The sequence below is a fragment of the Acetobacterium tundrae genome (genome assembly GCF_008086615.1).
Taxonomy (GTDB): domain Bacteria; phylum Bacillota; class Clostridia; order Eubacteriales; family Eubacteriaceae; genus Acetobacterium; species Acetobacterium tundrae.
In genome coordinates this window covers 23245-48211 of the sequence record NZ_RXYB01000008.1, presented here as the reverse complement: position 1 = coordinate 48211, position 24967 = coordinate 23245, and the positions used below count along the sequence as shown (strand labels likewise).

The window sequence follows — 24967 nt, the reverse complement described above, 5'->3', positions numbered from 1 at the left end:
ATAAAAATGGCGATTAAAGTAATAGATGAAAAATGTATCGGATGTTCAAAATGTCAGAAAAGCTGTCCTTTTGATGCAATCACGATTGAAAATAAAATAGCGGTAATCGGCGATGCGTGTACCAATTGCGGAACCTGTATTGACGTTTGTCCCACCGATGCCATTCTCCAGGAAGGCACCGAAAAAATTATCCGGGACCTGAGTATGTATAAAGGCGTCTGGGTTTTTGCTGAACAACGCGAAGGAAAAATCATGCCGGTTGTTTTCGAACTACTGGGCGAAGGTAAAAAACTGGCCAATGAAATCGGCACCGAACTGTGTGCGATTCTGTGTGGCAGCAATGTTGCCGGATTAACCGACGAACTGATTGCCTATGGCGCTGACAAGGTTTATTTGGCCGATGCTCCAGAACTGGAAAAATACACAACTGATGGTTATTCCAAAGTGATCAACGAAGCCATCGGAGTGTATAAACCGGAAATTGTTTTATATGGTGCCACCCATATCGGCCGGGATCTGGCTCCTTGTCTGGCAGTTAAAGTCAACACCGGTTTGACCGCTGACTGTACCAAACTGGAAATTGACCCGGATGATAAAAAAATCAGACAGACTCGACCCGCTTTTGGCGGAAACCTGATGGCCACCATTGTCTGCCCAGGCAGCCGTCCGCAGATGTCGACCGTCCGACCTGGCGTTATGGACAAAGCCGTTTATGATCCAAGTCAAAAAGGCGAAGTCATTAAACTGAACGCTGTCTTTGCCGAAGGCGATATCCGCACTAAAGTGTTGGAGATTGTTAAAACAACCGCTGATATCATTTCCATTTCTGACGCTGATTTCATTGTCGCCGGCGGGATGGGTCTGGGCAAGCCTGAAGGGATGGAACTGCTACAACAGCTGGCCGATAAACTGGGTGGTACTGTAGCCGCATCACGAGCCTGTGTCGATGCCGGATGGGCAGATCATAATATCCAGGTCGGTCAGACTGGAACCACTGTTAAACCGCAGATTTATTTTGCCTGTGGGATTTCCGGCGCCATCCAACATATTGCTGGAATGCAGGAATCAGACTTAATTATTGCGATTAACAAAAATGAAAACGCCCCGATTTTCGAAGTGGCCGATTATGGTATTGTCGGCGATCTTTACAAAGTGATTCCGGCCATCATTGATGAGTTAAATAAGTAACAGCTGAAAAAAGAAAAGTATCAGTACCGGGGCGAGCAGTACCCGCTCCGGCCTGAAAAAGTCAAAAAGTTTAAAGCGACATAAACAGTCACTTTAAACTTTTTTTTGATATGGTCAAATATGGCGTGATTTAAAAGTGGGGAAAATACGTTATAAATAACATGAACTTATGTACTGCTGCTGAGAAAAAATGATTGTTCTGGGAACCACGGTAAGCGCTACCTATTTGCTAAATCATCCATCATTTCAACAACTTTTACAGGTTCACTTTTAACTATTTTTCACTTCTTATCATCGGAGCCTCGCGGAGAAACAGAGCGCAAAAAAATCCGATAACAGCGAGTACGACACAAAACAGAAAGACATCATGAATTGAGTTGGCAAGTACGGCTTTCGCCTGTAAATACAAATTGTCAAAATAACTCAGGTATAACTCCGGCACCTGAGATCGGATGGTTGCTACCGTTTGGGCATTCGTAATGATTTGGGTATTTTTAAGCATTCCTTGTATTTCCTGCGGTAAATACTGCATATTTAACCCCGAGAATCCATTGCTCAGTGAATTGGTCATGATCACACCATAGACAGATGAACTGATGGTACTGCCAATGTTGCGAAAAAACATTACCGTTGATGTGACTGAACCAATCTGTTCTTTAGGGGCGGCATTTTGCGCGTTAACATTGGTAATGGGCATGCTCATACCAACTCCAAACCCCAAAATCACCATAAAAAGAATGGCACTGGAGTAGGAAGTTCCCACGCCCATGGTCGAAAGGAGCAGGGCTCCCACACCCATGACAAGAAAAGCTGATGCCGATAATAGTTTTGCCTTACCAATTCTCGAAACAAGCTGACCAGTGATATTGCTTGCCAAGAGCATCCCGAGCATCATAGGTGTTATGACGGCTCCGGATATTGTCGCCGACGAACCAATTACACCCTGAACAAAGTATGGTAGATAGATAACGGTTGAAAACATCAAAGCCTGGGAAAAGAATGCAATCAGAAATGACACATAGATAGCACGGTCTTTGAAAAAAGAAAGCGGGATCATAGGGTTGGACGATCGTTTTTCAAGAAAAACAAACAGTGCCATCATGACGGCTGAAAAAAGAAACATGCCAAGACAAGGAACAGAAATCCATGCGAAATTGTTCCCGGCCATACTAAAAGCCAGCAGCATAGGCACTAGGGTTAAAACAAGTGTGGCGATCCCTTTGAAATCCACCGGCTTTTTTATTTCAACGTTTTTGAAGGAAGGCATTGCGATTGCGACGATAACGATTGCCAGGATACCCAGAGGTAGATTGATAAAAAAAATCCATCGCCAGCCGAGCGCGTCGGTGATAAAACCGCCAGCTAAAGGTCCGATAATGCTGGCAAGTCCGTACATGGAGGTTACGATACCAGTATACTTACCTCGATCAGCCGGCTCGAACATATCAGCAACTACCGTAAATACGCTTGAAACAATAATCCCTCCGCCAATTCCTTGTAATCCTCTGAAGGCAATCAGCTGCATCATGTTTTGGGATAATCCGCACAGCATAGAACCTGCGAGAAAAGTTGTGATACCGATCATAAACATCAATTTATGCCCGTAGATATCGGCAAGTCCGCCACAAATCAGTATGGCAATCGTGGAACACAACATATAGGTGGTGAATGGCCATGAATAAACCGCCATGCCGCCTAAATTATCGACAATATTTTTCATTGCTGTACTGACAACTGTTGAATCCAGTGCTGATAGCAGCAGACTTGCCATAATACCGGCAAGAATCAATACCGTTCGTGATTTGCTCATTAGTTTCTTCGGCATAAAAAATTCCCTCCTTAATGGTTCGTAATATAGTAGTATACTTTATACTATATGGGCAAAAAAATAGCGTAGTTTTTAGCTATTTTTATTATTGCTTTTATATTGTTTTTTAAAATCCTCTAGCCAGTTATAAAAAACGGTGTACATCTGTGAATAGAGAGTGATGATGGATGTAGCATAAAATGATACCCCCTCCATGCGTTCAAGTTGGACATTAACATTGTCACATTTATACGCAAGACTATCCTGCAACATCGCAATCATTTTTAAGCCGGTTTCATAATCCATATAATGAAGATTGGCAATAAAGGCACAGAAATCCACATATACTGTCCCTGGATTTTCAGAGTACTGGTGCATCAGTTGCATAAAATAATTTCGGCCTTTCTCGTTGATTGTATAAATGGTTTTCTCGGGCATTTCACCTTCACGAACTGTTTCACCATTGATGTATTCAGATTTATACAGCTTCACGAGATTTTTGTAGACAGACGGTGAACTGATTTTGACCCAATTATTGATATTCCGGAATTCCATCTCTTTTTTCATTTCATAGGCGTTCATCGGTTTTTGTATTAAAACACCTAATAACATTAAATCAACAGTTGACATTTACTCACTTCCCAACTAGTATATTGTATACCAATATAGTATAAAGTAAATATACACGGAAGTCAATGTTTAATAATGATGAAATTATAAAATATTGATGAATTAAACCGGGTAAAAATAAAAATGGCTATTGATTAAACCAAGGCGCCTGAATCGATCAAAAAAACGATGAAACCATCGTTGGGTGGTTTCATCGTTTTTATGTGTTCTTGAAATCTGTTTTTTATTCATGCAGTTACAGCTGAGTCACTGTCTTGTGGAGATGTTTTATTCTAGGTTTGGTGAAATGATTGTCTGGCTATTAATAAGTCTGACTGTTAAGAAGACATTGGTAAATAACGGAATGACCTAAAGTTGTTGGATGTGGATCCAAATTACCCGTGTACCAATTGAAATTAACTAAAGGGTCCACGCCCTGGTAACTCTTGAATGCGGTATACACATCAGCTACTTTATAACCGCTGTCTGGTGTCATGATGACACCGTTGATTCCCTGGATTATCGGATCAAATACCTGATAAAGGGGATCTTGAGAACTGATGGGATCATACAATGTTGATACATAGATATTTGCTTGAGGTGCCAATGTCTTGATGGTTCCAATTATTTTGGGCCAATCGGCAGTGAACTGCTGGGCACCGGCGGCCAAATTGGTTTGCAATTCTGGCATTGCAGCAGCGATGGTTGCCTGATTGTTAGGATCAGCTAAAGCAGCTGCCAGCTCGGTGGCAAAATTCTCTGAAGTCGGATCGAGATTGAATGCAGTTGCCAGAGTCGTAATCACAGGGGATAGAAGATTGTTGCTCCCAATACTGATTGAGACCGTACTGGCTTTGCCCAAAGCTTTAATAGTTGTAGGATCATTCTGTAATTGGTATAAGAGACCACTGGACTTTTCTCCTGGTATCCCCTGATTTACCAGGGAGATATCTTCATTTCCGCTGATTGAGCTTAAGTTATTATAGAAAAGGTCAGCATAGTCCGAGCCCGGTGCAGCACTCATACCGTAAGCGATGGAATCGCCAAGGGCTACATAATTATTGGTTTTAACAATTTTTATTTCGAGGGCTTCCAAACGCAGGCTTTCCCCGGTGGTTCCCAGTTCTGCTCCGTTTTTAACCCAAGTCCAGTCGCCGTTGGTGCTGGGTACGTCACCCTTATCCTGCACATGGCCCCGGTAATAAACATCATAGCCAGAAAGACCTTCAAGATTGATTTTAATAGCTTCTATCCGCAGACTTTGAGCTGTCGTTCCAGTAAAAACACCGTCCTTAACAGGATCCATCCAACCCTTATCTTGAACATGAACCTGATAGGTGATGCTTGCACCGGCCGGAACATCACCGGTTAATTTAATGGCGACACCTTCCAGCCGCAGACTTTGACCTCGCGTTCCCAATTCATCAGGACCAGTAAGATAGTTCAGATTTGGTCCAATTGAGCTGGGGGTATCCCCATAGTTTTCAATATGACCGCGATATTGAACCCCGATTTCTCCAGAGGAACTGGTTTCAATCGAATTATTTCCGGTTGATGTTGTCTCTGTTTGTCCAGCAGCAGCAAAAACTCCGGTTGAAAAAAACATTGAAAGAATCATAATGATCGACAGCGCACTGGCAGAAATTTTCCAAGTGGTGAATTTTTTCATGATTTGTTTTCCTTTCTTTTTCATGATTTTCAGATTTTTTTATAATTATATACTTTTTTGACTGAGACGTAAACGTTTTTATAATGAAATCAGGTGAGTTGGACGTCATGGAATAATTAAGAAGCTTGATTTGAAATTTATTGAATACAATTGCGTTTTTGTGGATATTTTGTTGCAAATCGGATATACTGGCATTAGTTTTACTCATAGGAGGCGAAATGAAGGAAAATAAGTTTATTTTGGAAAGGCTTTTAAAAAACAAAGAAATAACACGCCAGGATATTACCGACAGAATTCAAGAAGCCCAACAGTCAGACCGCTCGTTATTGGACTTATTATTAGAAGACCGGGTTATTTCTCCGGAAAAATTGCTTTTGATTTTTCATAAAGAGTGGGGTTTTAATGTATATGACCCTCAAAAAGATCTAATGGATTCAAAAGTTTTATTTTTATTTACAAAAGAACAAGCCCTGGAATATCTTGTTTTCCCATTAAACCAGCCAAATGAAGAACATTTAATCATCCTAATGGCAGATCCAACTGATGAAGAAGTCATTCGGATTTTGCAACAGATAACAAAAAAACGGTTGAAAATATTGGTTGCAGAAAAAGAATGTATCCAGAGTCTGATTCGAAGATACTATAATGAAAATACTCGTTATGATGAAGATATTTCAAAAAAAACAAATCATGATGGTAGCAGAAACGAAGAATCGTCAATCATCAACCTTGTGAACGAAATAATTGATGAAGGTGTTACCCGGGGTGCCAGCGATATTCATATCGAAGCATTCCCGAAGAAATTTCAAATTCGGCTGCGTATTGATGGGTTGCTTCAGCTGATGAAATTGTTGGAAGAAAAAACCTGGCATGGCGTGATCTCGCGTTTAAAAATACTTGGAGGCTGCGACATTGCTGAACATCGATTTCCTCAGGATGGCGCTTTTACGACCCGTTTTGAGGGTCGCCAGATTGATGTTCGGGTATCCATTATGCCAACTATCCATGGTGAAAAAATAGTCTTGCGATTATTGGATCAGTGCAAGTTTTTAATGAAGATTGAAGAACTGGGGTTTTCAAGTGACCAGAAAATTCTGATTAAAGACATAATGGATTCACCTCATGGCATGATATTGGCATCCGGACCAACTGGAAGTGGAAAATCGACGACTCTTTACAGTTTACTCAATGGGATCAATTCTGAGACCCAAAACATTATTACCATTGAGGATCCTGTTGAATTTCAGATGGAGGATGTGAATCAGATTCAAGTGAATGAGAAAACAGGACTTAATTTTGCCATGGGATTGCGTTCGATTTTACGACAAGATCCTAATGTGATCATGGTTGGCGAAATCCGAGATGAAGAAACCGCAGCGATGGCAACCCGAGCGGCGATTACCGGTCATTTGGTGTTATCTACTATTCATACCAACAATGCCATTGCATCGATTACACGCTTGATGGATATGAAGGTTCCGCTTTATTTATTGTCATCAGCCCTTAGAGGAATTATTTCTCAAAAGTTGATTAAAAGACTTTGTCCAAATTGCAAGAAGGAAGGCTGGGCAGCTCAAGCAGAAAAGGATCTTCTTGGGTTACCAGATGAAAAGATCAAACTATATTATCCTGAAGGCTGCCCTTTGTGTCACGGTACTGGGTATCGGGGCCGATTGGCAGTGCAGGAAGTTTTGAAAATAACGCGAAACATTCGCGAGTCTATCGGCCAGGGAAAAGATTATGACAGTATTCGCCAAATTGCTATGGAAGAAGGGCTGATCCCCATTGAAGAATCTTTAAAACAGTATATTTTAAATGGCAGTACCTCTTTTGCGGAGGGTTTTGAGATCCTGGCGTTTGAAAAAAACTGGCATCATTAGGAAACCGTTATGGATAAAAAATTTAGTTACAAAGCCAAAAATGCTCAAGGGGAGAATGTTGCCGGAACGCTCATCGCAAAAACATTGCAGGATGCTGCAGTGTTGCTTCATGTGCAAAGTCTAATTGTTCTGGAGATAACAGAAAAAACGAAGGCCGATGGATTTTTACATCGAGAACTTGATTTTCAATTCAAACATGTATCGACAACTGAATTTAGCCAGTTTAGCAGAAAATTCTATGTCATGTTAAATGCGGGAATTTCCATATTAAAATGTTTGGAATTAATTGGGGAAGAAACAAAGAACAAGGGCTTTTCCAGGGATATTTTTGGGATATGCAGTCGGATACAATCGGGGGAGAGTCTTTCACAGGCGATGAAATCCTATCCTAAATCATTTCCATCACTGTTTGTTTTTATGGTTGAGGCTGGCGAAATGAGTGGAAATCTTACGGAAATTCTGCTTGGGATGGCTGAATATTATGAGACTGAGGAAAAAAACAGACGCCAGCTTCAGCAGGTCCTTTTTTATCCGATTATTCTGGTTTTTGTGGCAGCACTAGTGCTGATTTTTTTACTGACCTATGTTCTGCCAACTTTTGTCGGTATGTTTGAGGCCATGGATGCACCGCTTCCAAAACCAACCCGATTACTTCTTGGCATTAGCCAAATACTGACGACGCATTGGTCAATCATCCTTTTGATTATCGTCGGAGGTGTTTTATTGTTTGCAATGATGTTGGAATTCCCGAAGGTTATCTTTGCCAGAGATTATTTAAAAATTAAATTGCCGTTAATTGGAAGCCTTAATCAAAAACGGTGCTTATCAATGATGGCGAAAACGATGGCAATGTTATTAAATAGTGGGATTGATCTCCTGTCGGCATTAAACCGTTTGGCTGGAGTTACTGACAATCGCTTTATAAAAAACGAAGTCAAAATATTAGCGAAAAAAGTATCCGGTGGGACAAGTCTGGTTCAGGGAATGGAAGAAAGCGTGGCTTTTCCGAGCCTTTTTTGTCAACTTGTCGGCATTGGCGAAGCTTCCGGTTCTTTACCGGCGGTATTGGAAACAATGCATGAAATCTATAAAGATGAGATACAAGCTTGTATCGAATTGGTGAGCACAGCCTTGGAGCCACTAATACTAATCATATTGGGGGGAGTGGTGCTCTTTATTTTAGCAGCTATTATGTTACCGGTATTTGATATCTATTCTGCATATTCCAGCATGTGAATAATGAATTTGATTAAAGATTGTATTTTAGTAGGAGATGAAAGATGGTTAGAGCGTCTAAAAAAAGTTTTGCATTGGGAACTGATTTTTATAAGCTGTTTTGGGTGTTTATGATCGGGTGTTTTTTGGGGGTGGTCATTGAAACTCTGTTTTGCTTAGTGTCGAACGGTTATATTGAAAGTCGGCAAGGCTTGGTATACGGTCCATTCAATCCGGTTTACGGTTTTGGGGCAGTACTTATGACCCTGGTGGTATTTATGATTCTAAATATGACCATATCTGCTCTGGCAGTCAATCGCTGGACACAGAGAGAAGAAGGAATTTCGGAAAACAGTAGTTTTAATGAATTTTTAGATCAGACCTATCCAGACAATTTTATGGAAAAGATTTATCCAAACATGGTAAAAGTCGGACATCCTTAAAAAAATAAAAAGGACTATCTCGAGATTATTGAGAAAGTCCTTTAATAAATTGAAAAACTATATATGATTGCGTCCGGTCAAAATGGTGTGGCATTCATTGTAATAAAATTTTTTTGCATCACCAACAGATAATTCATCAAAAAGATGATAGAGTATAATGGCCAAATTCTGAGTTGTATTTATATCGAGCTTTGCACTTTGACAAGTTTTAAGAAAATAACCCATGCAAGCTTCTTTGCTCCAGTCATCCCCACCTAAAAATAATCGTCGTAATTCCTCTTTTATTTCTTTTTCACTACATTGTGAATCAGCAGCAGAAAAATCGGGGTCTTTTTTTTCACTCATCTCGCCAGCTCCTTTCAGGTTCAGATTAAAATTTGCTCAAGTTTATTATAACACAGCTTTTTTAAAATCGTAAACACATTAAAAAGTAAAAAGAACAGCGAAATTTCATTAAGCTTTAAGGCACTAAATGGATAAAAAATTCATAAAAAACAAAAAAACGCTGGATTTTTAAAATGTAATCGTATATAATAAGAACATGGTGTGAAAACGTTTTAATTTCCTTTCTTAATTTTCTTAAAAAAAAGGTGCTGATGCACCTTTTTTTTGTCCGGAATTTTATTTGCCTTAATTGATGCCCGAGATTGGATCTATAATTGAAGGGGATAGTATTTTCCTCTTGAAAAACTTGTGATTTAAGGTTATATTTAAACCTAAACAAATATAGTCAAAGTGGGAGAATAATATGAATGCAGTAAAAATAAAAGAAGACATATTTTGGGTCGGCGTTAATGATTATCAAACAACACTTTTTGAGGGAATGTGGCCAATTGAGCAAGAAGGTGTTTCTTATAACGCCTATGTGATCAATGATGAAAAAGTAGCCATTATAGATACGGTAAAATCCATAAAAGCCGATGAATATATAGAAAAAATAAAATCAATTATCGGAAACAAAAAGGTTGATTATCTGATTGTCAATCATATGGAACCAGATCATTCCAGCGGAATTATTGAACTATTAGCAGAATATCCGGACATAAAAATTGTGGGAAATAAAAAAACATTTCCGATCATGAATAATTTTTATCAAATCACTGAAAATCTTCATGAAGTTTGTGAAGGTGACACCCTTTGCCTTGGAAAGCATACACTTCAATTTTTCATGACCCCAATGGTTCATTGGCCGGAATCGATGGTCACCTACGATACCATCGACAAGGTACTGTTTTCAATGGACGTATTTGGAAGCTTTAAAGCACCAGTGGGAAGTATTTTTGATGATGAAAATGATTTGGCAGCTTTTGAAGAACCGACTCGGCGATATTATGCATGTATTGTAGGAAAGGTTGCCGGACAGGCTTTAAAAGCTTTGAATAAATTAGGCGGAATTGAGATCGGAACCATTTGTCCATCCCATGGACTCATTTGGAGAGATAATCCCAAGTATATTCTTGATATGTATGTCAAAATGAGTTCCAAGGTAACAGACTCAGGCGTTGTGATTGCTTACGGTTCCATGTATGGCTGTACTCAAAAGGCCGCAGAAACTTTGGCCATTGCCTTAAAAAATGAAGGCGTTGGTGAAGTGAAATTGTATAATGTGGCAAAAACAGATATTTCATTTATTATTTCTGACATATGGAAATATAAAGGGCTGTTTCTGGGAGCCCCATCTTATTACGGACAGATTTTCCCTAAAATGGCAAATTTGCTTTATAAATTAAGTGAAATTAAAGTTGATAATCACAAGGTTGGTTTTTTTGCTGATTATAGTTGGAGCGGTGGCGCAGATAAAAATTTCAGTGCTTTTATTGAGTGCGCTAAAGTTGATGTGATTGATGAAATACTCATGATCAAAGGCACACCTGATGAACAGGATGTGTTAGCACTTAATACACTAGCAAAGGAAATGGCCGAAGCAATTAAGTAAAAAGGAATTGGGAGATAAAACAGAGGAGGAAAACCAAAAAATGAAAATCGTTGTAGGCATGTCAGGTGGGGTCGATTCATCGGTTGCAGCATTGTTGTTGAAGGAACGCGGCTATGAAGTCATTGGAGTCTTCATGAAAAATTGGGAAGAAAAGGATGATTCAGGTTTGTGTACTGCGACAGAGGATTATGATGATGTGAGACGGGTGTGCGACACGATTGATATTCCCTATTATACAGTGAATTTTGCTAAAGAATATTATGACTCTGTTTTTACTTATTTTCTTGACGAATATAAAAAAGGGAGAACTCCAAATCCGGATGTATTATGCAACCGTGAAATAAAATTCAAGCGGTTTTTAGATTATGCGCTAAAGGTGGTCGGGGGAGATTATTTAGCAACCGGCCATTATGCTCAAATCGATTTTGTCAATGAGCAATACCGGTTAAAACGAGCATTTGACCACAATAAGGACCAAACCTATTTCCTATGTCAATTAGGACAAAAAGAATTGGCGGATGTGATGTTCCCCATTGGACACCTTTCCAAGTCTGAGGTTCGGCGCATGGCGGTAAAAAATAATTTATCGACTGCCCGAAAAAAAGATTCTACCGGAATCTGTTTTATTGGGGAGCGGCCCTTTACTCAATTTTTAAGCCAATACTTACCGGCGAAACCCGGGGAAATTGTGGATCTGGCGGGTAATGTAAAAGGAATTCACCAGGGCTTGATGTATTATACCCTGGGACAAAGAAAGGGCCTGGGCATCGGAGGCGGAGAAGGAACGGGAGAACCTTGGTTTGTTGTCAGTAAAGACATGAATAAAAATGAATTGGTGGTTGTCCAGGGGGATTCGCATCCCGCACTTTATTCCAAGTCACTAGAGGCTTCGGAAATGAATTGGATTGCCGGACATGCTCCAGCGAAAGAGTTTAAATGTACGGCTAAATTTCGATATCGTCAGCCCGATCAGGGAGTTTCAGTTCGCGTCACTCCGGATCGTCTTTTTATTGATTTTGATGAGCCTCAAAAAGCGGTTACACCGGGACAGGTTGTTGTGCTTTATCAAGGGAATATTTGTCTTGGTGGTGGGATTATCGATTACATTGAAATGATTTAGTAATTCCATATAAAGGCACAAAAGAGCAAACTTAAATAGCTTGCTCTTTTGTGTTTTTTTTGAGAAAAAAGTACAGTTTTATGGTAAACTATAAACAGTTCCATTAATATAATTGGTGGATACTGTGAAGAAGTTAAGCAAAAGATTGCTAAAATAGAATTTATTAAGCCAGACGACAGGGAAGGATTGAAAAAAATGAAAACGCCATGTAACAAATGCGGAAAAGCCATCGGCTTTTTTGAACGGAGTTATAAAATAGAAAATGAAAAATTAAATATAAAATATGATGTTCTTTGCGGAGAATGTCATGGAATCGTGAAAAAGGGTATCGGTGAAATTGATGATATGTATCAGTGGATGGCGAATAACCTTAAAAAAAATAAGGATGTCCAGAAAAATGGGTTGGTTACAGTTGAGGTTGATCTCCTTATTCTTTTAGCGGTTGAAGCTCTTTTTTCTGTTGCACCAAGCTATTTTCGGTTAGATTCACCACTCAATCAGACCATTATTCGGGCAAAAGAGAGTCGGGGTATTGACAAACAAAAGGATATTGTGCGGATTGTTCACAAATTACTTCAATATGGTTTCGAACCAAATCTAAAAGAGCAGGGATTGGATACCACTCGAAATTTTGTCGCTTATATGATCCAAAACGAACAATTCCTTCAAGAGGTTGAGGTTAACTGCGGCGCCGAAGACGAACTGATCAAAGCCAATGTTTTTTTGAGTAGAAGAGGACTAATTATTGATACCATTGAGAATCCTAAGCTCATCCATATTTCAATTCCCAGTGACACATTGGTGGATTATCAAGTTGAGAATTCAGAAATTATCAATGAAATGACCTTAAAGAATGTCTGTTATCCCTGGGATGATAAAAAAAATGTTGTTTTGACACTTATGTCGGAAAGTATTATGTTTGCTGTTGGCAATGCGATTGACCGCTTTAATCAAAAGACGACTAAGCTATTAGATAAGCTTAAAAAAGACAGCTTGGAATATTTTAATGATCGGGTTGTGGAAGATTTAAAAAAAATTAAACCGGGGGAATTCATTGAGGCAATTCATTTAGATTGTCTGCTTTTATGCATCGTGAAAAATTTAAAAGGACAGAAGATGTTTTCCATGGAGGCGTTATTTGATCCGAAAGGAACCACTATCGAGCTGCTTTGGGCTTATTATCGTCAGAATCTGCGAAATATGGGGATTGATAATAGTGAAAAGATAGTGACTTATCTCTTGAAAAATTGTCTTTATACAGAAGGCTTTAATATCAAGCATGGAAATAAACCCAGTGATAAAGGCTGGGGATTTTTCACAACAAAGGGTTATATTATTTATTTCAGACGAAGTCGACAGGTGTTCTTTATTTACACAGAAACTTTTCCCAATGCGATCTATCATCCCTGCAATACGGTAACTTATGAAAACAAGCAGTATTTGCAACTGGTTATGAATAATGGCCGAAATGCAGGAGAAGAACTGAGAGATTTAGATGAATTGATTTTTTATAGTGATGAACCGGAAACAATTTCTCAAATGGAACGTTTTTTTGAACGTCATAACCTCTATTATCAAATGGAAACCTTTCTAAAAAAACAAAAGGAGATTCAAAGAAAACGGGAAAAATATTTGGAGGTTCAACGGATTATCAATCATATTTTTGCTGATTTTGGCTATTTGCCCTATTGTATTTATGACGAATGGTATGTGATCCAAAAAAAACTGAAAGAAAGCGATCTTTTATTAAATAAATTAATTGATACTGATGGAAATTTGAGAGAAAATTATACGCTTGGTCAGATCATCTATGCCCCTAAAATCATTGAGGCAATTAATCGCGGCGCAGAGGAGTGTCAAAAATCGCTGAATATTCTGGAAGACTCGGTTGCAAGGGCAATTATATGGGTTAGTTTTAAAGAAGCAGTGACGGAAACCCTGTCGAAAGAATGGGTTCGGATCGCGGGAGAAATCCTTGATGAGGGAGACAATGCCCTTTCAGCCTTCTTCAAATATGTTAATCTGAAGAATATTGAACCGGATAAGGTTTATTATATGGGGTTGTTTATCTATCATTTGATGGATCGCGGAATATTGCAATCAGATAATTTTTTGGAAAATTATGAAGGTGCGGTGCGCATTTTTCTGGAATGCCGACGGGTTATTGAAGAGCCGAAGTTTGAAGGGAAGGTTCTGCCAATGGATGAGTTGTTAGAGGAAGCATTTCCAGAAAAAAAATAAAAAAGATCATTAAAAGGAGAACTGAAAAACGATGCGTGTTCTTTTAGTTGAAGACGAAAAACCATTAGCGGCGGCTTTGGGAAAAATCTTTGAAAAAAATAAGATTTTGGTAGATGTAGTAAATGACGGCATCGAAGGCAAACTGTTCAGTGAAAATGATGTGTATGATGTCATTATTTTAGATATTATGCTCCCGGGAATGAGCGGATTGGAAATTCTTCGCTCGATCAGAGAAGCTGGAAAAAATGTGCCAATTTTACTGTTAACGGCCAAAGATGATACTAAAGATAAAGTGAATGGTCTTAACATGGGCGCGGATGATTATCTTGTAAAACCTTTTGTTACAGAGGAATTGATTGCTCGAGTCAGAGCGCTGGGAAGACGGCCGTGGGAGGTTTATCAAGATAATGTGATTCATTATGCAAACATTTCCTTAAACATTAACACCGGCGAGCTTTTTGTAGATGAGGTTTTAAATAAACTGACGGCCAAAGAGGGCCAACTATTAGAAATGTTTATCAGAAATCCGGGAATGACTATTTCGAAAGAACAGATTTTAGACCGGATTTGGGGTATCGAAAGTATGGCAATGGAAAATAGTGTCGAAATATACGTTCATTATTTAAGAAAAAAGCTGGATAAATCACAAGCCTATATTAAAACCATTCGTGGATTGGGTTATGTTCTAAAGGAGAAGGAGAATGTTGAGCCTTAACAAGCTGCGGATGAATCTCACACTCATGAATACAGGAGTCCTAATAGGACTCCTGTTATTTATATCAATCTTTCTTTATGTAGTCCTCAATATGGATGTGGAAACAAATGTGAATAACAATCTTAAAATTTACTGTTCCCAGCTGGCAAATGAAATTGATTATTTGGAAAGAGCACAAAGCGGGGAAGATACGACAGAAGAAGAAAAACAGGGATATTCTGAGTACACACGAAGTCTGATTCAAAATAATATTTCCTATGTTATCTTGAATCAGGAGTTTAAGGTATTGGATCAATCATCCTATCTGCCGTTAGAAAAGACACAGCTTATTGAAATAGCCAATCATTATTTCAGTGAAAACCGTGAAAAATATCTGATCAGCAATTATGAGCAGGACGAAAAAGATTATAAAATCTGTACCTATATGATCATTAACAATAATGGTGAATTGAAAATTATTCAAGCGATGCAAAATATGGCTCCTGAGCGGTTGCTTTTAGGAAATGCGCTGCGAATGATTATGATAGCCGTATTGGTTGGCGCGACTCTTTCTTTTCTGGGAGGATATTTTTTATCAGGGCGTTCGCTGATACCCATAAAAAAAAGTGTTGAGCGCCAGCAGGAATTTTTAGCGGATGCATCCCATGAATTGAGAACCCCAATTGCAGTGATTCAGACGAATCTGGAGGTTGTAAAATCCAGTGGTGACGAAACAGTTGATAGTCAAATAACATGGATCGACAATGCTTATGATGAAGTCCAGCGAATGCATCAGATCGTCGAAAATCTCATGTTTTTAGCAAGAGCGGACTCAGGTGCGATGATTATTCAACGAGAATCCATCGATTTAAACTATTTAATTAGAGTTGTCACTGAAAAAATGGCTCCTTTAGCTGGGAAAAAGGGGATCACATTAATTAACAACCTTGACGAAGATTTGATTATTGATGGCGATGAAAAGCAAATTATTCAATTGCTGATTATTCTTCTGGATAATGCCATAAAATACAGTGGGGAGAAAACAGCCATTCAAGTGATGGCAAAAAAAACCTATCAGGGTATATCGGTAGAAGTGATCGACCGGGGAATCGGCATCCCTAAGGATGAAATTGATAAAGTGACCCAGCGGTTCTATCGAGTTGATAAGGCCCGTTCTCGAACAGAGGGCGGGACCGGCCTGGGATTGTCCATTGCCAATTGGATTGTCGAGGGACATCACGCAGGGATGATTATTGAAAGTGAAGAAAATAACGGAACAAAAATCATATTGAATTTTGATGAAGGAGAAAAGAAAAAATGAGTGATCTGAAATTCTACGGTGATCAGATGATTACTGGTCCAGGGACGCTGAAAGCCATTGGAAATATTGAGGGACAACGATTCTTTATCATTACCGGAAAGTCGGCCATGTTTAAAAATGGTGCAATTAAAAGAGCAGAGACGTTTTTAATTGAAAAAAATAAGGCTTACGAGATTTACCGAGGGATTGGAGCCAATCCCTCGGTTTCTGATGTCGCGGCTGGATTGCCGAAAATGAGGGCTTTTAATCCCGATGTGGTTTTTGCCATCGGCGGAGGGTCGGTTATTGATGCCGCCAAGGTGATGGCGTTGATGTGCGAGTATGAAGATTTATCCATCGAAGCGATCAGAAATGGAATTGCCCCTCAGAAAAGAGAAAAAATTAAACTTGTTGCCGTCCCTTCAACGTCAGGAACAGCGGCTGAAGTTACCCGGGCGGCGGTTATTACATTTCCTGAAGAAAATCTAAAAATCGGACTTAAAACAAAGGCTTTTATTCCGGACATTGCTATTTTGGATGGGGAACTGACACTTTCCATGCCTCGGAATGTGATGGTTGAATCGGGGATGGATGCGGTGACTCATGCAGTAGAAGCATATATTAATAAAAATGCGGATGATTTCACAAAAACAATGGCTAAGGGAGCATTTGAAGGACTGATTAAGCATCTCCGGGATTCTTTCGAAAAAGGAGATATTGAAAGTCGACAGCATGTTCACAATTTTCAATCACTGGCGGGATTTTCCTTTCAAAATGCCGGCTTGGGGATGGACCATGGGATTGCCCATGCTTTTGGAGGACGATTTGGCACAAGTCACGGACTGCTAAATGCCATTGCGCTGCCCTATGTTTTGGAATACAACCAAAGGGACCCAGCGGTAGCCGAAGATTTAGGAGAGTTATCCAGGCTTATCGGAAAAGATATTATCACAGAAATAAAAGATCTGAATAAAATTTTTGGAGTGCCAGTTTCTTTCAAACTGGCAGGAATTAAAGAAAGTGATTTTTCAGAAAATTATGATAGCCTTTTAGAAAATGCATTAAAAGGATCGACCCAAAAAAATCCTGTTAAAATGGATGCAAATGAAATGGATAAGGTTTTAAAAAGTATTTATTACGGAGAAAAGTTGTTTTAGCAACAAGTTGATAAAACAACTTTAAATTAGCAAGTAGGAGGATTCATGAGTTTATTAGATGGATTAAACAGTAGGCAAAGAGAAGCAGCAGAAACCATTCAGGGGCCACTACTTATACTGGCAGGAGCTGGATCGGGAAAAACACGGACTATTATCCACCGTATTGCGTACATTATTGAAACAGAACAGGCATGGCCCTCGCAAATTTTGGCGATAACTTTTACAAATAAAGCAGCAGGTGAAATGCGGGAACGTATCGCAAAAATGAATATCCAGGATAGCAAACGTATTTGGATGTCTACTTTTCATGCAATGTGCGCGCGGATTATGAGAACCCACAGCCAGTGGCTGGGATATGATGAAAATTTTGTAATTTATGATATGGATGATCAAAAAAGGTTGTACAAAAGTCTGGTTAAGGAACTGGACTTAAACGATAAATATTATTCTCATCAATATTTAAGTGGAGAAGTTTCCACCGCAAAGAACAATTTTATAAGTCCCGATAGCTATATTAAAAAAAATGCTGGAGACTTCAGAAAAGAAAAGGTTGGAATTTATTATAAACGCTATCAGGAAAGCCTGAAAGCAAATAATGCCATGGATTTTGATGATCTTATCTACAATGCGTTGGTGTTGTTTAAGGGGTTTCCTGAAATATTGGAACAATACCAAAATCGATTTAAATATATCATGGTGGATGAATACCAGGATACCAACCATAGTCAGTATGAGTTAGTTAACCTACTGGCTGCAAAATACAAAAATCTTTGCGTATGTGGAGATGATGATCAGAGTATTTATGGCTGGCGTGGTGCGGATATTAGCAATATCCTGGATTTCGAAAAGGATTATCCTGACGCAAAAGTTGTTAAGCTGGAAGAAAACTATCGCTCAACCCAGGTCATTCTGGATTGTGCAAATGGTGTTATTTCTAGGAATACTGGTCGTAAGGAAAAGGCTTTATGGACGAATAATACTGGAGATGAAAAAATTGTGATTTCTTCATTTAACCAGGGTTACGATGAAGCCCGTTTTGTTATTGATGAGATAAAAGACAACATTAAACAGGGGAATGGCGTTTATGGAGATTTTGCCATTCTTTATCGAACCAATGCGCAATCAAGATTATTTGAAGAGGCACTGATGCGTGCGGATTTGCCGTTTCAGTTAATCGGCGGAACTGGCTTTTATTCACGTACTGAAATTAAAGATGTGATTGCCTATTTAAATGTCTTAAGCAACCCAAAAGACAACATGGGTTTTTTGCGTATTGTTAATGTGCCAAAACGAGGTATCGGTTCGGCAACGATTGAAAAAATTGGCGAGTATGCGAATTTCAAAAGCTATAGCCTAATGGAAGCCTTTTATCATGTGGAAGAAATTCCGGAGCTGAGTTCCAGTGTGAGAAATAAAGTACGTGCTTTTAGTGATCTGATGATCGAATTATCGGAAACAAGAGAGAATGCAAGTCTCAGTGAGGTAATCACTGCGGTGATAGAAAAAACAGGATATATGGAAATGCTGGAGCTGGGAAAAATGGACAAGGGCGAAAGTCGTTTGGAAAATCTCAGGGAATTGGTATCATCAGCAACTGATTTCGAAAAAAACAGTGATGATCAGAGCCTGAGCGCCTATCTTGAAACAGTGGCATTGTCGTCACAAACGGATAATTATGAGGGAGATGACGGAAAAGTATTATTGATGACTTTGCATAACGCCAAGGGGCTGGAGTTCCCGATTGTGTTTTTGCCAGGACTGGAAGAAGGAATTTTTCCTCATGGACGATCTATGGATTCACCCGAAGAAATCGAAGAGGAGCGCCGCATCTGTTATGTGGGGATTACCCGGGCTATGAAACGTCTTTATATTTCATGGGCGGCAGAAAGAACCCTTTATGGACGGCGACAACTGCAATCACCGTCACGATTTTTAAAAGAAATGCCGAGTGAGGTATGCGTAGAAAATAAACAACGATATGAACGAAAGCCGGAAATTGATGTGGATACGAAAAAGAATACAACATTTTCCGAACGCGTTACCCAATCAAAGGTCGCTATTCGCAGGAATAAGTCCAAAGCGATGAGCACAACAATGAATAAAACGGAAAATACTTTTGGGCTGACCGACAAGGTAAAACATAAAAAGTTTGGCATTGGCACCGTGGTTGAGGTTAAAAACAATATGATTTCCGTTGCGTTTCCGGGGATTGGAATAAAGAAAATGGATCCAGATTTTGTTGACAAAGCTTAAACAAAGTGATTGTCAGAAATGAAAATTTTCAGGAATGGAATTAAGAAATGAAGAGCTCTGAGATTGAACAACTAAGAAAAAAAATTGAAGATCATAACAAAGCATATTACCTTGATGATGCACCAGTGATTTCCGATTACGATTATGATAAACTCATGCGGCAACTTATTGATATCGAAGCGTCTCATCCGGAACTGATTACTTCGGATTCGCCAACACAACGGGTCGGGGGAAGCCCATCTGATGGTTTTAAAAAAGTTAAGTATACGCAACCGAAATTGAGTTTAAGCAATGCCTTTAATGCCGGAGATCTGAGAGATTTTGACCGCCGGGTTCGGCAAATCTGTCCTAAGGTAACCTATGTCGTTGAATATAAGTTTGATGGACTGACCGTGGTTTTAAATTATCAGGATGGCCTGTTTATTCAAGGGGCCACCCGGGGAGACGGAGAAGTTGGGGAAAATGTTACCGCCAACCTCAAAACGGTTCGCACCATTCCGCTGCGACTGACAGAACCCGTAACATTAGAGGTTCGTGGTGAAGTGTTTATGGGAAAATCGGATTTTGAAAAGTTGAATCAGCGGCGATTGCTGAATGATGAGAGTCCTTTTGCAAATCCGCGAAATGCTGCTGCCGGTTCACTAAGACAGCTTGATTCTAAATTAACCGCATTACGGCCGCTTGATATTTTTATCTTTAATCTTGAGTTGCTGGAGGATAGCAGCTTTAGAACGCATACAGAAAGCCTGAACTACTTAAAATCTTTAGGATTTAAAACCAGCGAGGTCAAGATTTGCAGTGATATTGAAGAAATTATTAATTATTGCCGCCTAATGAAAGATGAAAGACAAAAGCTGGCTTTTGAAATTGATGGATTAGTCATTAAAGTCGATGAACTTTCTGACCGAGAAATGCTCGGCAATACAACCAAAAACCCGCGTTGGGCCATTGCATATAAATTTCCGCCGGATCAGGCAGTGACAACCGTTGATGCAATTACGGTTCAGGTTGGTCGAACCGGAGCCCTTACACCAGTGGCGGAGCTTAATCCGGTGACTCTGGCAGGTTCAGTGATCAGCCGGGCAACACTTCATAATGAAGATAACATAAAAGAAAAAGATATCCGCATTGGTGATCATGTTGTCATTCAAAAAGCCGGTGATGTGATTCCGGAAGTAGATCATGTCGTGGTTGAAAAACGGTCAGGAAATGAAGTGGTTTTTGAGATGCCGAAAACCTGTCCGGTTTGCCATGAACCGACTTTTCGAATTGAGGGTGAGGCGGTCACTAAATGCCTGAACATGGCGTGCCCGGCTCAAGTATTCCGAAAGCTGGTTCACTTCACTTCTCGGGATGCCATGAATATTGAAGGACTGGGACCCGGTGTGCTGCGGCTGATGATGAATGAGAAACTGGTGACAAATTCAGTGGATATCTATCATCTTCATGAAAAAAGAAATGTGTTAGTTACCCTGGAAAAAATGGGAGAAAAATCGGTGGACAATCTTTTGACGGGCATTGAAGCGTCAAAGAAAAGGGAATTATCCCGGCTGATTTTCGGGCTGGGAATTCCTTTGGTGGGATCCAGAGGTGCTAAGGTTTTAGCCGAACATTTTCAATCTATGGAAAAACTGATGGTTGCAGAAGAAAAAGAGCTGAAGGAAATTTTCGATATTGGTGAAAAGATGGCGATTGAAATTGTGGATTTTTTCAAAACCTCAAAGAATATAGAAATTATCAGAGGGTTGGAATCAGCGGGACTCAATATGGCTCAGGAAAGCAGGGCAGTATCCCAAACGCTTCAAGGAAAAACATTTGTGTTGACCGGAACGTTGCCATCGTTGGATCGACGGGAAGCCAGGGAACTCATTGAAGCTAATGGTGGAAAAGTATCCACAAGTGTCAGTAAAAAAACCGATTTCGTGCTGGCTGGAGAAAAATCTGGATCAAAACAAACCAAAGCTCAGGAATTAGGAATTAGAATTATTGATGAAAACCAATTTTTAACCCTTGTCACCAATGGTGACTTTGATTTATAATGAAGGATGATTTTTAAAACAGGAAACATCAGGCACTTATTGAAAAAATATCAACAGTTGGATACATTAAAATTGAATATAATTGAGAAAGGAAAATGATATGAGTTTAACACGAGAAGATGTGACCTATGTGGCGAATCTTGCCCGTTTAGAATTTACACCGGATGAAGTGACAGCCCTGATCGATAAAATGGGCGCAGTCCTTGATTATGCCGAAACCCTCAGCGAATTAGATACATCAACAGTTAAGGCGACAGAACACGTGCTGGCGGTGCAAAATGTATTTAGGGAGGACGTGCCAAAACCATGTTTATCCAATGAACAAGCTTTGGCCAATGCGCCGGAAAGCGAAGCCGGGTGCTTTAAGGTTCCCCGGGTTATGGAGTAGGAGGCAATGATGGAATTAAGTCAAAAAACAATACATGAAGTAAATGACCTTCTTGATAAAAAGGAAGTGACTATCACCGAAGTCACGCAGTCGGTGGTTAATCGTATCAATGCGGTGGAAAATTCAACTGCGGCATACCTAAGTCTGCAGACTGAAGAAGCGTTGATTGCAGCCCGGGCGGTGGATGAAAAACTTCGAGAACGAAAGCGAAGAACCCCGTTGGAAGGCATCCCATACGGTCTTAAAGACAATATGTGTACTCAGGGGATTTTAACCACCTGCGCATCAAAAATGCTTTATAATTTCAATCCGCCATATAATGCCCACGTCTATGATCGTTTGATTGATGAAGGTGGAATCTTATTGGGAAAAACAAACATGGATGAATTTGCCATGGGGTCATCCACTGAAAACTCAGCGTATAAAATCACCCATAATCCCTGGAATTTAAATAAAGTGCCCGGCGGTTCCAGCGGTGGATCGGCTGTCGCCGTGGCGGCAGATACCGCTTTTTATACGCTTGGTTCAGATACCGGCGGTTCCATCCGGCAACCAGCATCCTTTTGCGGTGTGGTTGGGATGAAACCAACCTATGGTCTTGTTTCCCGTTATGGTTTGGTGGCCTTTGCATCTTCTTTGGATCAGATTGGACCGCTTACCAAAGATGTGGAAGACTGTGCTTTGGTTTTAAATGCCATTATCGGACACGATGCCAAAGACTCCACTTCACTTAAATTAGAAAAAAAAGACTATACACAAGAGCTTAAACAAGGCGTTAAGGGACTGAAAATTGGGGTTGCTCAAGCCTTCTTTGGTGAAGGTCTCCAACCAGAAGTCAGAAAAAGTCTCGAAGAAGCCATTGAAGTCTATAAAGCTTTAGGCGCTGAAATTGTTGATGTGTCTTTCCAACATTTAGATTATGCCCTTTCGGCCTATTATATGATTTCGTCGGCTGAAGCTAGTTCCAATCTCGCCCGTTATGATGGAATCCGCTATGGTTACCGAGCAGAAGAATACGATGGATTAGTGGATCTGTATAAAAAAACACGCAGCCAGGGCTTTGGAGATGAAGTTAAACGTCGGATTATGCTGGGAACTTATGCATTAAGCTCAGGATATTATGATGCATACTACAAAAAAGCCATGCAGGTGCGAACCTTAATTAAAGAAGATTTTGAACAGGTGTTTGGCGGATGTGATGTTCTTTTAACACCGACGGCACCTACCACAGCGTTTGGAATAGGTGAAAAAACAAGCAATCCATTGGAAATGTATCTTACCGATATTTATACGGTGCCAGTGAATATTGCCGGAATTCCAGGAATATCCATTCCATCCGGTTTGGATAATAGCGGTATGCCCATCGGCATGCAATTGTTGGGTCCGATCCTGAGTGAAGAAAATTTATTAAAAGTGGCTTGGGCCTTTGAAAATGAAAAAGGCTTGAAAAATCTAAAAGCACCATTGGAAACGGAGGTCTAAACCATGGAATATGAAATGGTCATTGGAATGGAAATCCATGTCGAATTAGGCACAAGAACAAAAATATTTTGTTCCTGTCCAACCAAGTTTGGTCAGGAAGAAAACACCCATACCTGTCCAGTCTGTTTAGGAATGCCCGGGGTTTTGCCGGTGTTAAATGAAAAGGTAGTCGAATATGCGACCAGAGCCGGATTGGCTTTGAATTGTGAAATCGCCCATTTTAGCAAGATGGATCGAAAAAACTATTTTTATCCAGACTTGCCAAAGGCCTATCAAACCTCGCAATTTGATTTACCGATCTGTACCGGGGGGGTCGTGGAAATTGAAGTGGACGGGGTAAAAAAAGATATCGGGATTACCCGGATACATATTGAAGAGGATGCCGGAAAATTGCTTCATGAATCTGCCGATGGCACATTGGTTGACGTGAACCGATGTGGCGTTCCGCTCGTCGAAATTGTTACAGAACCGGATTTGCGCAGCGCCGAAGAAGCAAGAACTTTTGCTGAAAAAGTAAGAAATATTATGGAGTATACGGGGGTATCCGATTGTAAGATGCAGGAAGGGTCGATGCGTTTTGATGTCAATATTTCGATGCGAGAAAAGGGCGTGACCGTTTTGGGTACCCGTACCGAAATGAAAAATCTGAACTCCTTCCGGGCCTTAATTCGGGCGGTGCAATATGAAAGCAAACGACAGATTATTGAGCTGAAAAAGGGACATAAAATTGTTCAGGAAACCAGAAAATGGGACGATACCAAAGGGGTCTCTGCTTCCCTGCGAAGCAAGGAAGAAGCCCAGGATTATCGATATTTTCCAGAACCGGATTTAGTTCCCATTGTCATTGAAAAAGAATATATCGAAAAAATAAAACGTGAGTTGCCGGAACTGCCGGAAGCAAAAAAACAACGCTATATTGATGAATATAAACTGCCGGAGTACGATGCCGGCGTGTTGACAGCCACCGGTGTAACGGCTCGGTTCTTTGAAGAAGCGGTGGTATTGTATGACGAACCAAAACAAATTTCAAACTGGATAATGGTAGAAATCCCACCATTATTAAAAGAAAAAGAAATAACCATGGAAAACATTCCGATTGCTCCGGTTCAATTGGCAGAACTTTTAAAATTGGTTAAAGAGAATGTTATCAATGGAACCAGCGGAAAAGAAGTATTAAAAGAAATGTTTAATACCGGTAAAAATCCGGGTGAGATTGTAAAAGAAAAGGGTCTCGCTCAAATGAGCGATACAGCAGAACTGGAAGCAATTATCGAAAAAATTGTTGCCGATAATCCGAAATCGGTCGAAGATATCGGAACTGGAAATGAGAAAGCCTATGGATTCTTAACTGGAAAAGTTATGAAAGAAACAAAAGGCAAAGCAAATCCGCAAGTTGCCAATAAAATCATTCGAGAAGTGGTTGCTAAACACTTAGGATAACCACTATCATGTCCGATCTTCCTGTTATCATGGCTAGGCCGGAGCGTGGACTTTAGCTTCAAGTATACCAATGGATAAACAGGAAACCGGACATAAAGGCATTTTG

General features: G+C 39.9%; 19 protein-coding genes. 15 read left to right on the top strand and 4 right to left on the bottom strand.

Annotated features, from left to right (window positions below; genetic code table 11):
- Positions 1-6 precede the first annotated feature (6 nt).
- A complete protein-coding gene (gene carE / locus FZC40_RS08155; protein ID WP_148603411.1) occupies positions 7-1188 on the top strand; it encodes a caffeyl-CoA reductase-Etf complex subunit CarE in 1182 nt (393 codons plus the stop codon).
- A 274-nt stretch (positions 1189-1462) separates the two neighbouring features.
- Here carE and FZC40_RS08150 read toward each other — a convergent pair whose 3' ends face one another.
- The 3 genes from FZC40_RS08150 to FZC40_RS08140 form a co-directional block, all read right to left on the bottom strand.
- Complete coding sequence (locus FZC40_RS08150) at positions 1463-3013, bottom strand: MDR family MFS transporter (protein ID WP_148603410.1); 1551 nt, start codon at positions 3011-3013, stop codon at positions 1463-1465.
- Positions 3014-3088: 75 nt separating this feature from the next.
- Positions 3089-3625, bottom strand: a complete 537-nt coding sequence (locus tag FZC40_RS08145; RefSeq protein WP_148603409.1) for a PadR family transcriptional regulator — start codon at positions 3623-3625, stop codon at positions 3089-3091.
- 301 nt (positions 3626-3926) lie between these two features.
- The gene (locus FZC40_RS08140; RefSeq protein WP_186843696.1) at positions 3927-5273 is read right to left on the bottom strand and encodes a GDSL-type esterase/lipase family protein; all 1347 of its coding nucleotides are present in this window, start codon (positions 5271-5273) and stop codon (positions 3927-3929) included.
- A 218-nt stretch (positions 5274-5491) separates the two neighbouring features.
- On the opposite strand from FZC40_RS08140, the gene FZC40_RS08135 reads away from it, so the two are divergent.
- The 3 genes from FZC40_RS08135 to FZC40_RS08125 are packed head-to-tail and all read left to right on the top strand — an operon-like array spanning position 5492 to position 8811.
- A complete protein-coding gene (locus tag FZC40_RS08135; RefSeq protein WP_148603407.1) occupies positions 5492-7153 on the top strand; it encodes a GspE/PulE family protein in 1662 nt (553 codons plus the stop codon).
- A gap of 9 nt (positions 7154-7162) precedes the next feature.
- Positions 7163-8389, top strand: a complete 1227-nt coding sequence (locus FZC40_RS08130; RefSeq protein ID WP_148603406.1) for a type II secretion system F family protein — start codon at positions 7163-7165, stop codon at positions 8387-8389.
- A gap of 44 nt (positions 8390-8433) precedes the next feature.
- Positions 8434-8811: a putative ABC transporter permease gene (locus FZC40_RS08125; protein WP_148603405.1), complete on the top strand. Its 378-nt coding sequence runs from the start codon at positions 8434-8436 to the stop codon at positions 8809-8811.
- Between the two features lie 57 nt (positions 8812-8868).
- Here the strand turns inward: FZC40_RS08125 and FZC40_RS08120 are convergent, their stop codons facing one another.
- Positions 8869-9156: a hypothetical protein gene (locus FZC40_RS08120; protein ID WP_148603404.1), complete on the bottom strand. Its 288-nt coding sequence runs from the start codon at positions 9154-9156 to the stop codon at positions 8869-8871.
- A gap of 403 nt (positions 9157-9559) precedes the next feature.
- Here FZC40_RS08120 and FZC40_RS08115 point away from each other — a divergent pair, with 403 nt between their 5' ends.
- The 11 genes from FZC40_RS08115 (at position 9560) to gatB (ending at position 24861) form a co-directional block, all read left to right on the top strand.
- On the top strand, positions 9560-10747 hold the full coding sequence (locus FZC40_RS08115; RefSeq protein ID WP_148603403.1) for an FprA family A-type flavoprotein: 1188 nt from the start codon (positions 9560-9562) through the stop codon (positions 10745-10747).
- 7 nt (positions 10748-10754) lie between these two features.
- On the top strand, positions 10755-11867 hold the full coding sequence (gene mnmA / locus FZC40_RS08110) for a tRNA 2-thiouridine(34) synthase MnmA (RefSeq protein WP_279233323.1): 1113 nt from the start codon (positions 10755-10757) through the stop codon (positions 11865-11867).
- A 195-nt stretch (positions 11868-12062) separates the two neighbouring features.
- A complete protein-coding gene (locus FZC40_RS08105) occupies positions 12063-14108 on the top strand; it encodes a hypothetical protein (RefSeq protein ID WP_148603401.1) in 2046 nt (681 codons plus the stop codon).
- A gap of 31 nt (positions 14109-14139) precedes the next feature.
- Positions 14140-14823: a response regulator transcription factor gene (locus tag FZC40_RS08100; RefSeq protein WP_148603400.1), complete on the top strand. Its 684-nt coding sequence runs from the start codon at positions 14140-14142 to the stop codon at positions 14821-14823.
- The gene (locus FZC40_RS08095; protein ID WP_148603399.1) at positions 14810-16123 is read left to right on the top strand and encodes a sensor histidine kinase; all 1314 of its coding nucleotides are present in this window, start codon (positions 14810-14812) and stop codon (positions 16121-16123) included. Before FZC40_RS08100 ends, FZC40_RS08095 begins: the two co-directional genes overlap by 14 nt.
- Positions 16120-17259: an iron-containing alcohol dehydrogenase gene (locus tag FZC40_RS08090; protein WP_148603398.1), complete on the top strand. Its 1140-nt coding sequence runs from the start codon at positions 16120-16122 to the stop codon at positions 17257-17259. Before FZC40_RS08095 ends, FZC40_RS08090 begins: the two co-directional genes overlap by 4 nt.
- A gap of 45 nt (positions 17260-17304) precedes the next feature.
- The gene (locus FZC40_RS08085; RefSeq protein ID WP_148603397.1) at positions 17305-19512 is read left to right on the top strand and encodes an ATP-dependent helicase; all 2208 of its coding nucleotides are present in this window, start codon (positions 17305-17307) and stop codon (positions 19510-19512) included.
- 47 nt (positions 19513-19559) lie between these two features.
- On the top strand, positions 19560-21551 hold the full coding sequence (ligA, locus tag FZC40_RS08080) for an NAD-dependent DNA ligase LigA (RefSeq protein ID WP_148603396.1): 1992 nt from the start codon (positions 19560-19562) through the stop codon (positions 21549-21551).
- A 100-nt stretch (positions 21552-21651) separates the two neighbouring features.
- Complete coding sequence (gatC, locus tag FZC40_RS08075; protein ID WP_148566941.1) at positions 21652-21939, top strand: Asp-tRNA(Asn)/Glu-tRNA(Gln) amidotransferase subunit GatC; 288 nt, start codon at positions 21652-21654, stop codon at positions 21937-21939.
- Positions 21940-21948: 9 nt separating this feature from the next.
- The gene (gatA, locus tag FZC40_RS08070; RefSeq protein WP_148603395.1) at positions 21949-23421 is read left to right on the top strand and encodes an Asp-tRNA(Asn)/Glu-tRNA(Gln) amidotransferase subunit GatA; all 1473 of its coding nucleotides are present in this window, start codon (positions 21949-21951) and stop codon (positions 23419-23421) included.
- 3 nt (positions 23422-23424) lie between these two features.
- The gene (gatB, locus tag FZC40_RS08065; RefSeq protein ID WP_148603394.1) at positions 23425-24861 is read left to right on the top strand and encodes an Asp-tRNA(Asn)/Glu-tRNA(Gln) amidotransferase subunit GatB; all 1437 of its coding nucleotides are present in this window, start codon (positions 23425-23427) and stop codon (positions 24859-24861) included.
- Positions 24862-24967: the final 106 nt, after the last annotated feature.